This is a genomic window from Lampropedia aestuarii (assembly GCF_004803635.1).
In the GTDB taxonomy this organism is placed as follows: domain Bacteria; phylum Pseudomonadota; class Gammaproteobacteria; order Burkholderiales; family Burkholderiaceae_C; genus Lampropedia; species Lampropedia aestuarii.
Window position 1 is genome coordinate 17,460 of the sequence record NZ_SSWX01000017.1, and the last position, 15,426, is coordinate 32,885.

Consider the following 15,426-nt stretch of genomic DNA (forward strand, 5'->3'; position numbering starts at 1 on the left):
TGTGTGCTCATTGCGCGCCTTTCTTTGCTTGGCGGCCAAACAAACGTTTAAAACGGGCAGGGTCCCACAGGCCACGCGGCAAAAACAGCACGACCAAAACCAGCAGCAAACCATTGACGACCAGGCGGAAGTCATTGAGGCCGCGCAGCAATTCGGGCAGCAAGGTCAAGAACAGCGAGCCCACGACCGGGCCGATCAGCGAGTTGATACCGCCCAAAATCGCCATCGTCAGAATTTCGACCGCGCGGTCAAAACCGTATTCATTGGGGCCAATGAAATAGGTCAGGTGTGCGCTCAAGCCACCGGCCAGGCCGGCGATGCAAGCGCCCAGCACGAAAGCCAGCATTTTGTTGGCATTGGTGTTGATGCCCATCAGGCCAGCGGCGGTCTCGTCCTCTTTGATCGCTTCAAAAGCGCGGCCGACTTTGGAGCGGCGCAGGCAGGCCAGCATCGCCAACACCACAGCCAGGGCCAAAAGCACATGCCACCACTGGGTTTGATTCGGAATGCCATTGAGACCCAGCGCGCCGCCGGTCAAGCTTTCCGTGTTGAGTACGGTGATGCGCACGACCTCGCCAAAGGCCAGCGTGGCCATTGCCAGATAGACGCCAGACAAGTGCAAGGTGACCTTGCCCAGAATAAACGCCACCAGCATGGGCATCGCAATGCCACCAGCCAAAGCCAGCGCAAACGGTGCCTCATAGCTCATCGTCAATATGCTGGAGGTGTAGGCGCCAATGCCCATGAAGGCGGCATTGGCCAAGGACAGCATGCCGCAGGACAGCGTGATGTAGATGGACAGCGCCAGCATCGCATTGATGCCCAGTGTCAGCACCAGATTGCTGTAGATTTGCCAGAAATTTTCAAAGCTTTCCATGGAGTTCTCGCTTTAGGCTTTGCGCTCTTGAATACGGCCAAGCAAACCTTGGGGACGCAAAATCAGCACCAGGAACAAGACGCCAAAGGCGACGGCGTCACGCATGCTTGAGCCGATATAGGCCACGCTCATGACCTCGGCAAAGCCCAGGAACAGGCCCGCGAGCATCGCGCCGCGGATATCGCCCATGCCGCCCAGAATGATCACGGCAATGCCTTTGTGCAAAATCGGTTGGCCCATCAGTGGAAACAGCGCGTTCGAGTACATCCCCACCAAGGTACCAGCTACGCCGCCAAGACCGGCTGCGACAAATGAGGTGACGATGAACAGCCACTCGACATTCACACCAACCAAGAGTGCGGCTTTGGGGGACTCGGCAATGGCCCGCAAGGCGCGGCCCATTTGGGTGCGACGAATCACCAGCACCAAAGCCACCATCAATAAGAAGGACAGCAAGATGATGCCCAGCTCAATCACCGTGATGTGCAGGCCCATGATGTCCAGCGATTCCTGCGGCAAAATGCTGCTGGGAAAACGTTTGTTTTCCGCGCCAAAAATACCTTGCACCAGGTTGTTGAGCACAATCGCCACGCCAATCGTTGCAATCATGGGAATCAGGTGCGGCGCATTGCGTTTGCGCAAGGGCCGCAGCACGAGCACATCCACCAGCGCGCCAACCAAGCCCGAGACCAGGAACGCAAAAACAATCGCAGCCCATAGTGGCAAATTCATGGTTTGTACGGCCGTGAGGGCCGCATAAGCGCCGACCATGAACACCGCACCGTGCGAGAGGTTGATGACGCCAAGCACGCCAAACACCAGTGTGAAGCCCAGCGCAAAAAGCGCATAGACACTGCCCAGCGACAAGGCATTGAAGAGTTGCTGTTCAAACATTGTGAAGAAACGGTTGGCCCATTGGCGTCCATAGCAAAGCCTGCTGTAGGCCTTGGGCCTGCAGACATGAACGCGCACATGGTGTGGGTGACAAACCGCCGTTGTCAGGGCGTGGCCCCAGGTGGCTAGGCGGTGCTAGAGCAAGCCAAGAGCAGGAGCCCCAAACTCTTGGCCTGTATAGGCGGGTGTAGACGCTTTAGTTCGCGATCGTGTAGCGGCCGTCGCGTGTCACGCTGACAATGGGCTGCTGGTTGGCATCGAAGCCGGCAGGCTTGCCAGATTTGTCGTTGACACGGCGGAAGCTGAATTCGCCGGTTGCACCAGTGTGCTGCACATTGGCCAGTGCGTCACGCAAAGCGGTGCGATCTGCCTCGACCTTGCCAGTCAGCGGTACGTTCTTGAGGGCTTCAGCGACGATGAAGATACCGTCATACGCCTGCGCGGCGAACTGGTCGGGCGCCATGTTGTATTTGTCAGTGTAAGCGGCAATGAATTGGACGTTCTCTGGGCTTTGGTTGTCGGCAGACCATGGGCTACCAACCCACAGGTTGTCGCTGGCGCCTTCGGCCAAATCAAACACCTTGACCGAATTCATGCCGTTGCCACCGATGATGGGCACATTCAGGCCAATTTGGCGAGCTTGCACCATCACTGGGCCGCCTTCGGCCATCAAGGCGGATAAAACGATGGCGTCGGGGTTGCTGGCTTTGATTTTGGTCAGCTGTGCTTTGAAGTCCAGGTCCCCTTTGGCAAAGGTTTCGGTTGTGGTGACAGTGATGTTCTGGTCATCCAGCGTCTTCTTGAAGTTGTCGTAGCCGCTTTTGGTGAACACGTCGTCATTGCCGTAAAGCACCGCAACCTTTTCCACACCAGCGGCTTTGACTGCCGCTTTGACGGTCACAGGCAGCACGTCGGCTTCGGTCACGGCGTTGCGGAAAACGTAGTCGCCAATCGTTGTCAGGCCATCAGCCGTGGTGGAGGTGCCGAACACCGGCATTTTGGCTGCGTTGGCAATCGGGAAGGCGGCTTGCGCTGAGTTCGACAGGGTAGGGCCAAACACCATCAGCACGCGGTCCTGAAAAATCAGCTTTTTGAAGACGTTGATGGCTTCTTCTTTTTTGCCTTGCTCATCTTCTACCACCAGCACCAACTGGTTGCCGTTGATGCCGCCAGCGGCATTGATTTGCTCAACGGCCAGTTGCTGGGCATTGCGAATCGAGATACCGTATTGGGCTGCGCCACCAGTGAGGGCTTGGGCCGAACCGATTTTGATGTCGGCCGCCTGTGCAGCAGTAACGAGCATGCAGGCAACGGCTGCTGCGCAGCTGGCGATTTTCCATGGGCTGGTAGTCATCTTTGTCTCCATAATTGTGGGATCGCGGCAGGGCAGTTCCACGGCCTGGTCAGTGCCAGGGCATTGTCGGGCTGCTGCAAGCCGGTTGCGCGCATGCCAGAGTGCAAGTGCGCGGGTCAGACATGATGACAAAGGCATGCGCGTTGGTGGCGGACTTATTTTCCCTTGGTGCAGGAAAAATTGTTGTGCTGTGGCGTGGCAAGGGGATGCTCGTGACAGCACAGATTGAGCTGCTAAGCCTGGCGGGTGTCGAAGTTGTCTTCCTGCCCCAGGAACCCCCCGCTTTGGTGGTGCCACAGGCGCGTGTAAACGCCATTTTTCTCCAGCAATTGCTGGTGGCTGCCCTGCTCGATGATTTGGCCTTTGTCCATTACCACCAAACGGTCCATGGCCGCAATCGTCGACAGGCGGTGGGCAATGGCGATGACGGTTTTGCCTTCCATCATCGCGTTGAGGCTGTCTTGAATCGCGATTTCTACTTCTGAGTCCAGCGCGCTGGTGGCTTCGTCAAGCAGCAGGATGGGCGCGTTTTTCAACATGACGCGGGCAATCGCAATGCGCTGGCGCTGGCCGCCAGACAGTTTGACGCCACGCTCACCAACCATGGTGTCATAGCCGCTGCGGCCTTCTGGGTCAGTCAGCTCGTTGATGAAATCGGCCGCCTGCCCGCGCTCGGCGGCCAGCTGCACTTCGGCATCGCTGGCATCGGGCCTGCCGTAGGCGATGTTGTCGCGGATCGAGCGGTGCAGCAAGGAGGTGTCTTGGGTAACCATCCCAATCGCTTGGCGCAAGCTGTCTTGGGTGACCGAGCGCAGGTCCTGGCCATCGATGCGGATCGCGCCGCTGTCGACATCGTAGAAACGCAGCAGCAGGTTGACCAAGGTCGATTTGCCCGCGCCTGAGCGACCTACCAGGCCAATTTTCTCGCCGGGCTTGACCGTCAAAGTCAGCGCATCCAAAACGGCTTTTTCCTTGTTGTAATTGAAGCCGACATGGTCGAACTCGATTTCACCGCGTGTGACTTGCAAGGCCTTGGCATCGGGTGCATCCACCACTTGCGCGCTCTTGGTCAGCGTCGCAATGCCATCTTGCACGGTGCCAATGTTTTCGAATAACATCGCCATTTGCCACATGATCCAGTGTGACATGCCGTTGACTCGCAAGGCCATTGCGATGATGGCCGCGACTGCGCCAGTGCCGACCTCACCGCCATGCCACAGCGCCAGGCTCCAGCCACCGGCTGACAGAATCAGGCCCACCACCAGCGCCTGGTTGACAACTTCAAACTGGCTGATCAGGCGCATCTGGCGGTAGCCGGTGATCTTGAAGTCTTCCATTGCGGCGCGGGCAAACTGCGCTTCGCGTTTGGTATGGGCAAACAGCTTGACGGTGGTGATGTTGGTGTAGGCATCGGTGACGCGTCCAGTCATGGACGAGCGTGCATGCGCTTGCTCCTTGCCAACCCGGCCTAAGCGCGGCACGAAATAGGCCATGGCCGAGCCATACAGCACGATCCAGCCAACAAATGGCAGCATCAGCCGCAGATCAAAACTGGCGGCCAAGGCCATGATGGTGATGAAGTACACACCTATGCCCAGCACGATCTCGGCAAACGTCATCAAGACTTCGCGCACGGCCAGCGCGGTTTGCATGACCTTGGTCGTGACCCGGCCGGCAAATTCGTCGGCAAAAAAGGCCATGCTCTGACCCAGCATCAGACGGTGGAAGTTCCAGCGCAAACGCAGCGGGAAATTGATCGCCAGGGTCTGGTGCTGCACCATCGTGCGCAAGGCGACCAAGGCAATGCTGAGCACCATCACAATGCCAATGCCCCACAGCACACGTTGTTCGTGCGCGGAGATGGCGCTATTGGCCTGCCAGGTACTGAGTAAATCAACGACCTGGCCTAAAAATGCAAATAGCCACGCCTCGTAAATCGACACAGCGGCGCTGAGCAGCGCGAACAAGGCCACATAGCCGCGTGCGCCACGCGTTGTGGCCCAGATAAACGAAAACAGCCCTTTGGGTGGGAGCTGCGGCTCTTGTGGGGGGAAGGGGGGCAGACGTCGTTCAAACCAGCGCAGCACGGTGATGCCTCTAAGTAAAACGCCCAACTAAGAACCTGTTTACGATCTTTTCGCAGACCGCGTTGGAGTCCCAAAGGATACGGTGCGCGGCAAAACCACAGTCGGGCTATCTGCCCGGCGAGGATTTTTAGCAAAACAGCGTGCCTTTTGGACTCCGATCCCAAGGGCAAGGCACAAAAAAGGCATCGCGGCGTTGCCTGTTTTGCTCATACAGACGTATGCGCTGCAACAGGCGCCTTGCACTGCCTCTTTTTTGTGCCTTGCGCGACTGCGAAAAGATCGTAAACAGGTACTAAGCAGTCACGGCTAGCGACTGTCAGACTGGGCAAAACAAGCACCATTATCGGTTGATGCGCCAGAACGTGCGGGGGGGATTACAGAAGTCCTTGTTGCTGGTGTCGTTTGTTTGCCAACATCACAGAGTTGTCAGGGCAATGCATTAGAGCGCTTTTGCGATCTTTTTGCAGACCGCGTTGGAGCCCAAACGGGCCTGGTGCGCGGCAAAGCCGCAGTCGCGCGCACTGCCGCTTTTTGTGCCTTGCGCGACTGTAAAAAGATTCAAGCAGATTCTTGGAGCAGTGGCTGAAGCCCGACTCGGTTCGTTTTACGCGTCTTCGCCAGTCAAGTCATCGCCAGTCAAGTCATCGCGATTGCGCGCTTGCTGCAAGGCCAATGCCGCTTCATACAAGGCATTGCGTGGCACCTGGGTGTAGGCGGCGGCCACACGCACCGCGCTTTTGACCGGCATCGACTCGGTTAGCAGCAGCTCGAGCAACTGGCGCGCTTCTGCTGGAATACTGTCTTGTCCTTCGGCCGCTGCTTGCGGGTGGACGATGACGACAAACTCGCCTTTTTGGCGCACGGCCTCTTCACTCAGCCAAGTGGGCGCGGCCTGTGCGGGCAGCGTGTGGATTTGCTCAAACTGTTTGGTGATTTCACGCGCCAGCGTGATGGGGCGCTGCTGCAGCACACTCAGTGCCTGGGCCAGATCCAGAATGCGGTGCGGGGACTCAAGCAGGACCACCGCGCGTGGCTCGGCCGCCAATTGCGCGACCGCATCCTGGCGGACTTTGCCTTTGGCTGGCAAAAAGCCCGCAAACACATAACCGTGTGCATTCGGGCCGGTCAGGCCAGCGGCGCTCAAGGCGGCTGTGACGCTGCTGGCACCAGGCAGTGGCAGGATGCGGTAGCCAGCTTGGGCCACCACCTCGGCCAGAATCGCACCTGGGTCGCTGATGCCTGGTGTCCCAGCATCGCTGACATAGGCAATGCGCTGGCCTTGGGCCAGGCGTTGCACGATGAGCTCAGCCGCGCCGCGCTCATTGTGCTGGTGCGCGGCGATCAAGGCATTGGACGGCTTGTCGATGCCATAGGCCTGCAGCAACTGGCGGGTGTGGCGTGTGTCTTCGCAGGCCACTGCATCGGCCATTTGCAGCACATGCAAGGCGCGCAGGCTGATGTCGGCCAGGTTGCCGATAGGGGTAGCGACCATGTACAGCGCTGCTTGCGGATAATGCTGTGATGCGGCGGCCTGGTGCGCGGCTTGCAAAGCCAATGTGAAGGAGGAAGTCACGTGCGGTTTCTCAAAACAATGCTGAAACAAGTGGCCACAGGCATCAAGCCTGCGGCAGACCAGTCCATTGTCGCATCCAGGCGCCAGGCTGGCACTAAACAGCGTGGTGAACAGGCCGAGGCGCTGGCCTGTGCGTTTCTGCAACAGCAGGGCTTGCGTTTGCTGGCGCGCAATTACCGCAGTCCGGGACGCGGCGGCGGTGAGATTGACCTGGTCATGCAGGAGCGCGATGGCACCATGGTGTTTGTTGAAGTACGGCTGCGCCAGCGGGCCGATTTTGGTGGCGCAGCAGCCAGCATTGACCAACGCAAGCAAGCCAAGGTAGTGCTGGCCGCGCAGCACTACCTGCTCAGCCTGGGCGGGGCTTGGCCGCCATGCCGATTTGATGTGGTGGTATTGCAAGGCCTGCCAGTGCCACCTATGGCGGCCACATCTTCTGCAGCCATCAGCGACGGGCTGCAGTGGTTCAAGGCCGCATTTGACGCCAGCTAATCCCATCGCGCTGCGCAAGCTGTTCCCGCTTGGCCCAGACGTGTTGGCAGAGGGTGAAAATGGCCTTAAGTAGAGGCCTGAAGTCCCAAAAGGCGCCCATCTACGCGTATAGTGCGCGTTTTGCTCGATCTCATTTGGTGCATTTGGCACGCTCCACTATGGCTGTATACACAGAAGTTACTATTCAAGAGGCGCAGGCCTTGATTGACCAATTGCAACTGGGCACGGTGACGGCCTTGCAAGGTATACAAGGCGGTATTGAGAATACCAATTATTTTGTGAGTAGCAGCCAAGGCGAGTTCGTGCTGACCTTGTTTGAGCGCCTGACGATGGAGCAGCTGCCGTTTTATTTGCAGTTGACACGGCATTTGGCACAAAAAGGCATTGCAGTGCCCGCGCCCCAGCAAGACCTGGCCGGGCAGTTGCTGTTCATGCTGAACGGCAAACCAGCAGCGGTGGTGCAGCGCCTTGACGGCAGCAGCCAGCTGCAGCCGCAGGTGGCACATTGCGCGGCACTGGGTGAGACGCTAGCCCGAATGCACATGGCCGCGCAAGATTTTGAGTTGCAACAACCGAATCTGCGTGGCCTGTCTTGGTGGAACGAGACTGTGCCGCTGGTGCTCAATTACATCCCCGAGCACTTGCAGGCCTTGCTGCAAAGTGAGTTGCAGCATCAAAACGAGGTCGCGCAACGCGCGGCCTATTCGCAATTGCCCAAAGGGCCAGTACATGCCGACCTGTTCCGCGACAACGCGATGTTTGTTGGCGAGCGCTTGAGCGGCATTTTCGACTTTTACTTTGCGGGCGTTGATACCTGGTTGTTTGATTTGTGCGTGGTGCTCAATGACTGGTGTATTGATTTGGCCACCGGCGAGTTGGACCAGCCACGCCTGCAGGCGCTATTGGATGCTTACCAATCCGTGCGCCCGCTCACGGCCAATGAGCGCAGCCTGATGGCTGATCTGGTGCGCGCAGCAGCGCTGCGCTTTTGGATTTCACGCCTGTGGGATTACTACTTGCCACGCCAGGCCAGCATGTTGGTGCCGCACGACCCGGCCCATTTTGAGCGTGTGCTCAAAGCGCGTATTGCCTCGCCTCTCGTGCTGGCTTGAAGCAGACATGGGCGTTGACGCCTGCGCTGCTACCCCCTGTCAGCGATGGCCAGCACCGCTGTAGCCATCCACATTTTTCGTTCACAACTCTGTGGATAACTTGTGCCGATAACCCCTCGCTCCCTATGGGGGTGTAGCGCTGATTAAAAAATGGGCAGAAGAGGTGGAGGCTCTAACCCGGCCGGACTGCGTATCCAGCCGGTCGCGGCTCTTGGCTCTCAATTGGCACCCGTTTAAGCGAGCAAACGGTTTTTAACGCTGATGATGGTGCTTTGCCAGCGACTGCCGCTCTTGCAAGGTGGAGAGCAGCAGCGCCAACACAATCCCGACCACGGCACCCAAGGCGGTGTCGTAGATGCGGGCAGTTGCGATCTCCAGCGCATCGCTGTGTGCCGCCAGGGCAGTCATCAGCAGGGCCATCGGGGTGATGGCCATTTGCCCCAGTGCATAGTTGTAGCCTATCACCACTTCAGTGATCACCTGTAATACGGCAACAGCCAACAGTATTTGGTAGAAGCTGGGGTGCTGGGATAACACCAGCCAGGCGATGCCAGCGCCAACGATCGTGCCAAGCGTGCGCTGCCAGGCGCGGTGCATGGCAATGTGCAAATGGCTGCCTTGCACCACTGCTACCGCACCAATGGCTGCCCAGGCTGGGTGCGCCAGACCGAAAGCGTGCGCAACCTGCGTTGCCACAAGCGAGCACAACGCCACACTCAGGCCGACACGCAGCAGCGGATGCTTGTGCCAGAAGTGGCTGCTGCTGGAGTCAGCGGCTGTGTGCGCAGGGGTGGGGATGGCGACGGTTTTGTGTGGGCCATCTGACAAACGCAGGCGCTCGGTGAGCAAGCCCATCAGCAAGGCCATGGCCACGCCAATTGCGGTGGCCAGGCTGCGGGCTGCCACTTCCTGGCCGCTGGCTGCCGGGGTCAGGGTGGCGCTGCCAGCAAAAATAAAAATCACCACACCAGGCAGACCCAGCTGCGCGTGGTGGCTCCAGGCGGCAATCACGCCAGCGACCAGCGCAAACAGCAACAGCATTTGCATCATGGTGTTGGCCAGAAGGCTGAGCAGCGACACACTCAACACACTGGCTACGAGCAACGCGCCGGCATGCAGGACGATCATGCGGCGCTGCGGCGCCGGGCTAAAGCGCCCATAGAGAGCAGCCAGCGCACCCAAACCACCATGTGCTGCCCATTGGTGCCAAGGCGAGAGGTGCAGCAGCACCGCAGCTGCGATGACGGCGGCGGCGGCTTGCAAACCAACCGCCCAGGCGGCGCGCAAACTGGCAGGGCGCTGCAATACCAGGCTTTCTCTGAATCGGGCAGGCGAGCCAAGCTGCAGCAAGCTGTGGTGCAGGCCTGTAGAGGAGGGTTTGGTGTGTGTCATTCGGCTGCCTGCGTGTTGGTTCCTTGGATCCTCTGGTTGATTTTTTCCAGGCCGCGCAGCAGCGCCGCAGCCTCTTGCTCATCCAGATCGGCCAACAAGGCGTTTTCAATCCGCTCCAAATGCAGGCGAATCTTGTCTACGGTGCTGCGGCCTGCCTCGGTTAAATACAGCTGCTTGATGCGGCGATCAGTTGCATGCGGATGGCGCTCTACCAGCTCCTGTGCCACCAGCGTGTCGAGTAAGCGCACCAGACTGGAGCCTTCGATGCCGACAGAGGCGGCCAATTCGCTTTGCGAGATGCCATCGCCCAGGCGGTGCAAATGGATCAGCGAGGTCCAGACCGCATCGCTGAGGCCCTGCTGGGCCAGGCGTGCATCCAGCGTTTGACGCCAGCGCCTGCCAGCACCCACAAGCTGAAAGCCAATTTGGCGTTTGGCGGAGTTGGGTTCGGAGGTGTGTGCCATAAGGAATAATTTCTATCAAAATAGTTTGAATTGAAATTATATCTTTGGACTAATTCTTTACTCGCTTATGTGGCTTACTTAGTGCCTGCTCCGCATCTCCGCGCAGCCGCGTTGAAGCCTAAAAAAGCTGCAAGGCACAAAACAGCGCATTGCTGCGTCGCCTCTTTTTGTGCTTTATGCGACCATGCGGAGAGGGTGAGCAGGCTCATAGAGACAGCACAGATGCCTGTTGTGCTGTCAGTGTGTGGCGGTGCCCATTCAAGCTGCAGCCGGCCCGGTGATCCATTCAGGACTGGGAGTTGCCAATCATGGTTTGCACATCACGCGGCCAGGCGAAGTTCGCGCCCGGCTCAGCAAAGACATGGGCCTGGCTGTTTTGCAGCAGCCAGACGCGGATGGTGTTGCTGGCTTCATCAAGGCCAATCGCCACTGCATTGATGCCGCCTTCATGTGCACGGTTGCCGGTGATATAGAACACGCTGCCTTCGACCGACAGCGGACTGGCCACTTGCAAGTTCAACTGCGCTTGCGCGTAGTTGGCCTGGCCCAGCAGCTTGGTCAGGCGCTCAACAATCGCTGGTTGAGCCAGAAATGGCGAGTTGGCCGGGTACTGGCCAACCGCCTGGTTCAAGGCCTCCCAATCGATCGCCAATGGATCGGGTTTGGCTGCCGCTTGTGGCGTGCTTTGATTCGCATCGGGTTCGGATTTGGATTGGCAAGCACTGAGCAACAAAGGCGCTAGCGCTGCAGCGCTCAAGGCCAGCACGGTTTGGCGACGCGACAAAACGCCGGGCGTGGCAGAGAAAGGCGGGTGGTCTGGCATGGCAAAGTCTCCGGTGAGTGGCTGAATCAATGAAGCGCCGCATGCCTACAGCCTGATCAGCCGCGGACTACGCAAGGCGCTGCTTCTGGGTGCTGGTTAATCGGTGCTGGCGTCTCTGAGCCGGTCAAACTCTTTGTGCTCGTAGGCGATATAGGCTTCCATCATGCTGCGGTAAATGGCCTCAATTACATCGGGCTGGCCACCTTCTTGCGCAGCGCGGGCACGCACACGGGCGACGATGAACTCAATGCGGTCTTCATCGCGCACATGGCCTTGCGTGGGTTTGATGCGGGCCGCTTGCGTCATATAGCCGCCACGCTCGACCAGCAGTGGCACCAGGATGTCGTCAAGCGCATCAACGTGCTTGCGCACTTCTGCCATGTCTTTGCAATGCACGGTCTTGTCAATCGCCAGTTGCGGCTCGGTCACAGTATCAGGGGTGGCAGTGCTGTTCATGAATCAAATCCTTCTTCAACCAATTCTGCTGCGCGCAGGAGCGCGCGCGCTTTGTGTTCTGTTTCGCGCCATTCCATCTCAGGCACCGAGTCAGCGACAACGCCAGCTGCGGCCTGCACATACAAGGTCTGGTTTTTGATGACCCCGGTGCGAATCGCAATGGCTACATCCATATCGCCTGCGTAGCTGATATAGCCGCACGCGCCGCCGTACAAGCCGCGCTTGACCGGCTCGAGCTGGTCAATCAGCTCCATGGCATGGACTTTGGGCGCACCCGACAAGGTGCCCGCAGGAAAGCAGGCCTTGAGCACGTCCATCGCACCGAAGCCGGGCTTGAGTGTGCCTTCGACGTTGCTGACAATGTGCATCACATGGCTGTAACGCTCCACCGCAAAGGCTTCGGTCACTTCAACGCTGCCCATCTGGGCAATGCGGCCAATGTCATTGCGTGCCAGGTCAATCAGCATCACATGCTCGGCGCGCTCTTTCGGGTCGGCCACCAGCTCTTGCTCGGTGGCTTTGTCCAGCTCAGGCGTTGCGCCGCGCGGACGCGTGCCAGCGAGCGGACGGATGGTGATTTTCTGCCCTGCGTCGGTGGCCTCTTGCCTGACCAAAATCTCTGGACTGGCGCCGACTACAAACAAGTCACTGCCGGCTTCGCCCGGTTTGGCATCAGCGCCCGTGAAGTTGTAGTAGTACATGTATGGGCTAGGGTTGAGCGAGCGTAGCGCGCGGTACAGCGACAGCGGGCTTTGCGTGAATGGGCGCTCAATGCGCTGGCCGACTTGAATCTGCATGAACTCACCCGCAGCAATCATCTCTTTGGCCCGCTCGACAGCTTGCAGGTAGTCGGCCTTGGCGAAATGGCGCACCGGTTCATGGCTTTCGCTGGCACCAATGGCGGGAGCCTGTACGTTGGTGTTCAGGCGCTCGCGCAATTCGCGCAAACGGCGCTTGGCTCGGCTATAGGCTTCAGGCTGCGCTGGGTCGGCATACACCAGCAAGTACAGGCGACCCGAGAGGTTGTCGATCACGGCGACCTCTTCGGTTTGCAGCAGCAAGATGTCGGGCATGCCGACATCGTCTGGCGGACAGCTGTTTTCCAGCTTACGCTCAATATAACGCACGGCATCGTAGCCAAAATAGCCGGCCAGGCCACCGGCAAAGCGTGGCATGCCTGGGCGCAGTGCGACTTTAAAGCGCTGCTGGTACTGCGCAATAAAGTCTAGCGGATTGATGGTCGAGGTCTCAACAACCTGACCGTCTGTCACGACTTCGGTTATGACTGCGGCGCCAAAGCCGCTGGTGCGCAGCAAGGTACGGGCCGGCAGGCCAATGAAGCTGTAGCGGCCAAAGCGCTCGCCGCCGACCACTGATTCCAGCAGAAAGCTGTTTTTGCCGCCGTCCTGGACGTTGGCGAGTTTGAGGTAGAGCGAGAGCGGCGTTTCGAGGTCGGCAAAAGCCTCGGCCATCAAGGGAATCCGGTTGTAGCCTTCGCGCGCGAGGCTTTTGAATTCGAGTTCACTGATCACGTTTGTTACTCTTTGGCTTGGCAAGGCGGCTCAATGGCCGCGTTGCGGATGAATCTTGAATGGCCATGCCGCATAAGTGAGGCGCTTGGGCATGGCCGAGGCGCGGCGTTTTGTCATACAGCACACGATGCGAGGGCGAGGCCACTGGCATATTGGGCTCTACAGCGCGCAGACGCGGGCGCAAGAGTGGGGGCTTTTAGGCAGGCTTACGCCAGGGCCAAGCTCCTTGGCCGTTGCAGCCTGCGCACAAAACGCGTGGTGGTCTCAAGAACATCATGGCCGTTAGTGTAGCAAAGAGCGTGGTGGCGATAGGCATGAAGCCTGAAATTGGCCTGGTTGCGCCAAAGCGCCTGTGCATCATCGCGACACAGACCGCGTTGGAATCCCACAGGCAAGACACAAAAAAAGCGCACGGCTGCGTTGCCTCTTGGTTGTGCCTTACGCGATTGCATGAAGATGATCAACAGGTTCTATGACCGGGTCCATTCTGTCGTGTGTTTGAGTACAGCGGGAGGGGGATCTTCTTTGTCTGAGGACAAGCCGCTTGGCAGCGCGGGCGCGCCGGGATTGAGCGGATCCACGATCAATGAAGGCACGGACGGCACGATGGCGGGTGCTTGTTCAGGCGTGGCTGGCGCGCTGCTGTTTGGGCCAGGCACGGTAAAGGGCATGGGCGCGGGGGCTGCCGGGGCGTCGATAGCAGGCGCTTGGGCAGGAGCCTGCGACATGTGCGGTTCTGCGGGTGCCGCTTCTGGGGGGGTGCGCATTGCGACAAGGTGGTTCTCAACCAGATCAAAAAAGCGTTGGTACAAATCAGGCTTGGTCAGCGTGACGCTGCCGACCTTGATCATGGATTCATCCTCTGACATCACCGGCACTGAGAGTGAACCTAAAATTCCGACGCCGACAGAAGCAGATGAACTGGTTTTGCGCAGACCATAAATTTGCTGCACCGCACTGACAAACAAGGTGCTGGACTGGCCTGGGTTGGCGACACAGGTGATGTGGAACTCCACTTCATAGTGCTGTTCGCGATTTTGCTGGAAATTCTTGCGCGCTGACATCCGCGTCGGCGCCATATCGGTCATCAGATAAGCCTGACTCAATAGTGCGCGGCGCGCGGCTTCACAGCTGTGCTCAGGGCTATTGCCATAAGTGCGAGAGAATGTATCAGCCTCGCTGAAGGCGGCTTCTGCCACCGTACTGGGCGAGGCGGTCTTGGATTTTCCTGGCAGTGCGCAACCAGTCAGTGCAACTGTGCAAACCATTGCGGCGATGGCATGAAAGCGGAGAAAAAGCATGTAAAGCAGTGTAATCGGAGTGACGCATAACGCAGCAAAGCAAGTTGGCAAAGCTTTCTCAACACACTTGTTAAGTGCTTGCGCTCAATAGCGCTGGCGCTGCCTGTGGGCAGGTTGTACGCCAGCCAATAGGTTCAATCGTAGCTTAAGCCAGGTATCAATGCTGGCAACCGAGCTGCGAAATTGTGTTTGGGTGTGTGTCCCATGTGCCAGCAGGGCAGGCCGCGGCGGCGTGCCGCTGCAAAGCTGCTTTGACAGATATAGCCGCAATCCATGGCCATACTTGCCAGTATGATCGTGGTTGAATGGGGTTTGCCCCAGTTCGTATACTCTTGGGCGGTCATGGTGTGTTTGCACCATGCATTGGCCCGTGCCTTCCATTTACACACAGGAGTCCTCTGCCGTGAAAACCAAATCCTTTCTTGAAGCCGCTGATGTTGACCGTATCTTGGACGCTGCCGTTGCTGAGGCCAGCGCCAATAGCTGGGCGGTGACGGTTGCCATCGTTGATGATGGCGGCCATCTGCTGGCACTGCGTCGTTTGGATGGCTGTGCTCCTATGGGCGCGCTGATCTCGGTTGAGAAAGCCCGCTCTTCCGCCATTGGCCGCCGTGAGACCAAAGGCTATGAAGACATGATCAACAATGGCCGCACGGCATTTTTGACTGCGCCTGCTTATGGCTTCCTCGAAGGTGGCGTGCCAATCGTGGTCGATGGCAACGTGGTTGGCGCAGTGGGTGTCTCGGGCGTCAAGTCCGACCAAGACGCGCAAGTGGCCAAAGCAGGTATTGCTGCGCTGTAATCAGCGTGGCATGTCGCGCCCAACACCTGGACTGCTGAATGTGGCTCTGCGCTGTGTGGGCGCGCGCATTAAAACCGACTGACTAGACGGTTCAAACTGCTGATACCCCCCGTTTTTTGAGCGGGGGGTATTTTTTTACACTATTAAGAGGGCTATTAGTGCCGATTGTGAGTTGTGTGTAATGGGATGGATTACGCGAGGTGCCCTGTTGTCTTTTCTTGCAGAATCTCCAGAGTCAAGGCCGTTTTACGCTTGGCCGTCCAGCGT

The 15,426-nt window shown here is 58.4% G+C and carries 14 protein-coding genes; 3 read left to right on the forward strand and 11 right to left on the reverse strand.

Annotated features, from left to right (window positions below; genetic code table 11):
* Positions 1 to 7 precede the first annotated feature (7 nt).
* The 5 genes from E8K88_RS12825 to rsmI form a co-directional block, all read right to left on the reverse strand.
* Entirely contained in the window at positions 8 to 877 is an 870-nt protein-coding gene (locus E8K88_RS12825; RefSeq protein ID WP_136407075.1) for a branched-chain amino acid ABC transporter permease, read from the reverse strand.
* A gap of 12 nt (positions 878 to 889) precedes the next feature.
* On the reverse strand, positions 890 to 1,771 hold the full coding sequence (locus tag E8K88_RS12830; RefSeq protein ID WP_136407076.1) for a branched-chain amino acid ABC transporter permease: 882 nt from the start codon (positions 1,769 to 1,771) through the stop codon (positions 890 to 892).
* Between the two features lie 196 nt (positions 1,772 to 1,967).
* Complete coding sequence (locus E8K88_RS12835; RefSeq protein ID WP_240754524.1) at positions 1,968 to 3,074, reverse strand: ABC transporter substrate-binding protein; 1,107 nt, start codon at positions 3,072 to 3,074, stop codon at positions 1,968 to 1,970.
* A gap of 284 nt (positions 3,075 to 3,358) precedes the next feature.
* Positions 3,359 to 5,212, reverse strand: coding sequence for an ABC transporter ATP-binding protein (locus tag E8K88_RS12840; RefSeq protein ID WP_136407078.1), 1,854 nt, complete (start codon positions 5,210 to 5,212; stop codon positions 3,359 to 3,361).
* Between the two features lie 604 nt (positions 5,213 to 5,816).
* Positions 5,817 to 6,785, reverse strand: a complete 969-nt coding sequence (gene rsmI, locus E8K88_RS12845; RefSeq protein WP_136407079.1) for a 16S rRNA (cytidine(1402)-2'-O)-methyltransferase — start codon at positions 6,783 to 6,785, stop codon at positions 5,817 to 5,819.
* Here rsmI and E8K88_RS12850 point away from each other — a divergent pair, their 5' ends adjacent.
* Positions 6,786 to 7,277: a YraN family protein gene (locus E8K88_RS12850; RefSeq protein ID WP_338092877.1), complete on the forward strand. Its 492-nt coding sequence runs from the start codon at positions 6,786 to 6,788 to the stop codon at positions 7,275 to 7,277. It begins immediately after the preceding gene.
* Between the two features lie 158 nt (positions 7,278 to 7,435).
* Positions 7,436 to 8,389 carry a homoserine kinase gene (locus tag E8K88_RS12855; protein WP_136407080.1) on the forward strand — a complete coding sequence of 318 codons (954 nt, stop codon included), beginning with the start codon at positions 7,436 to 7,438 and terminating at the stop codon, positions 8,387 to 8,389.
* Positions 8,390 to 8,641: 252 nt separating this feature from the next.
* On the opposite strand, the gene E8K88_RS12860 is transcribed toward E8K88_RS12855, so the two are convergent.
* The 6 genes from E8K88_RS12860 to E8K88_RS12885 form a co-directional block, all read right to left on the reverse strand.
* Positions 8,642 to 9,781: an FUSC family protein gene (locus E8K88_RS12860; RefSeq protein ID WP_136407081.1), complete on the reverse strand. Its 1,140-nt coding sequence runs from the start codon at positions 9,779 to 9,781 to the stop codon at positions 8,642 to 8,644.
* Complete coding sequence (locus E8K88_RS12865) at positions 9,778 to 10,245, reverse strand: MarR family winged helix-turn-helix transcriptional regulator (protein WP_136407082.1); 468 nt, start codon at positions 10,243 to 10,245, stop codon at positions 9,778 to 9,780. The genes E8K88_RS12860 and E8K88_RS12865 overlap by 4 nt, the downstream gene beginning before the upstream one ends.
* A 286-nt stretch (positions 10,246 to 10,531) precedes the next feature.
* Positions 10,532 to 11,068, reverse strand: a complete 537-nt coding sequence (locus tag E8K88_RS12870; RefSeq protein ID WP_136407083.1) for a hypothetical protein — start codon at positions 11,066 to 11,068, stop codon at positions 10,532 to 10,534.
* A gap of 96 nt (positions 11,069 to 11,164) precedes the next feature.
* On the reverse strand, positions 11,165 to 11,524 hold the full coding sequence (locus tag E8K88_RS12875; protein ID WP_136407084.1) for a chorismate mutase: 360 nt from the start codon (positions 11,522 to 11,524) through the stop codon (positions 11,165 to 11,167).
* Positions 11,521 to 13,056, reverse strand: coding sequence for an anthranilate synthase component I (trpE, locus tag E8K88_RS12880; RefSeq protein WP_136407085.1), 1,536 nt, complete (start codon positions 13,054 to 13,056; stop codon positions 11,521 to 11,523). The genes E8K88_RS12875 and trpE overlap by 4 nt, the downstream gene beginning before the upstream one ends.
* Positions 13,057 to 13,526: 470 nt before the next feature.
* Positions 13,527 to 14,324, reverse strand: coding sequence for a DUF2242 domain-containing protein (locus E8K88_RS12885; RefSeq protein WP_168797326.1), 798 nt, complete (start codon positions 14,322 to 14,324; stop codon positions 13,527 to 13,529).
* 436 nt (positions 14,325 to 14,760) lie between these two features.
* Here E8K88_RS12885 and E8K88_RS12890 point away from each other — a divergent pair, with 436 nt between their 5' ends.
* Complete coding sequence (locus tag E8K88_RS12890; protein ID WP_136407087.1) at positions 14,761 to 15,159, forward strand: heme-binding protein; 399 nt, start codon at positions 14,761 to 14,763, stop codon at positions 15,157 to 15,159.
* Positions 15,160 to 15,426 lie beyond the last annotated feature (267 nt).

Excerpts from the sequence above, each read along its gene's own strand:
- E8K88_RS12825 (WP_136407075.1), bottom strand. The coding sequence starts at position 877 with ATGGAAAGCTTTGAAAATTTCTGGCAAATCTACAGCAATCTGGTGCTG.
- E8K88_RS12830 (WP_136407076.1), bottom strand. The coding sequence starts at position 1,771 with ATGTTTGAACAGCAACTCTTCAATGCCTTGTCGCTGGGCAGTGTCTAT.
- E8K88_RS12835 (WP_240754524.1), bottom strand. The coding sequence starts at position 3,074 with ATGCTCGTTACTGCTGCACAGGCGGCCGACATCAAAATCGGTTCGGCC.
- E8K88_RS12855 (WP_136407080.1), top strand. The coding sequence starts at position 7,436 with ATGGCTGTATACACAGAAGTTACTATTCAAGAGGCGCAGGCCTTGATT.
- E8K88_RS12860 (WP_136407081.1), bottom strand. The coding sequence starts at position 9,781 with ATGACACACACCAAACCCTCCTCTACAGGCCTGCACCACAGCTTGCTG.
- E8K88_RS12865 (WP_136407082.1), bottom strand. The coding sequence starts at position 10,245 with ATGGCACACACCTCCGAACCCAACTCCGCCAAACGCCAAATTGGCTTT.
- E8K88_RS12870 (WP_136407083.1), bottom strand. The coding sequence starts at position 11,068 with ATGCCAGACCACCCGCCTTTCTCTGCCACGCCCGGCGTTTTGTCGCGT.
- E8K88_RS12875 (WP_136407084.1), bottom strand. The coding sequence starts at position 11,524 with ATGAACAGCACTGCCACCCCTGATACTGTGACCGAGCCGCAACTGGCG.
- E8K88_RS12885 (WP_168797326.1), bottom strand. The coding sequence starts at position 14,324 with ATGGTTTGCACAGTTGCACTGACTGGTTGCGCACTGCCAGGAAAATCC.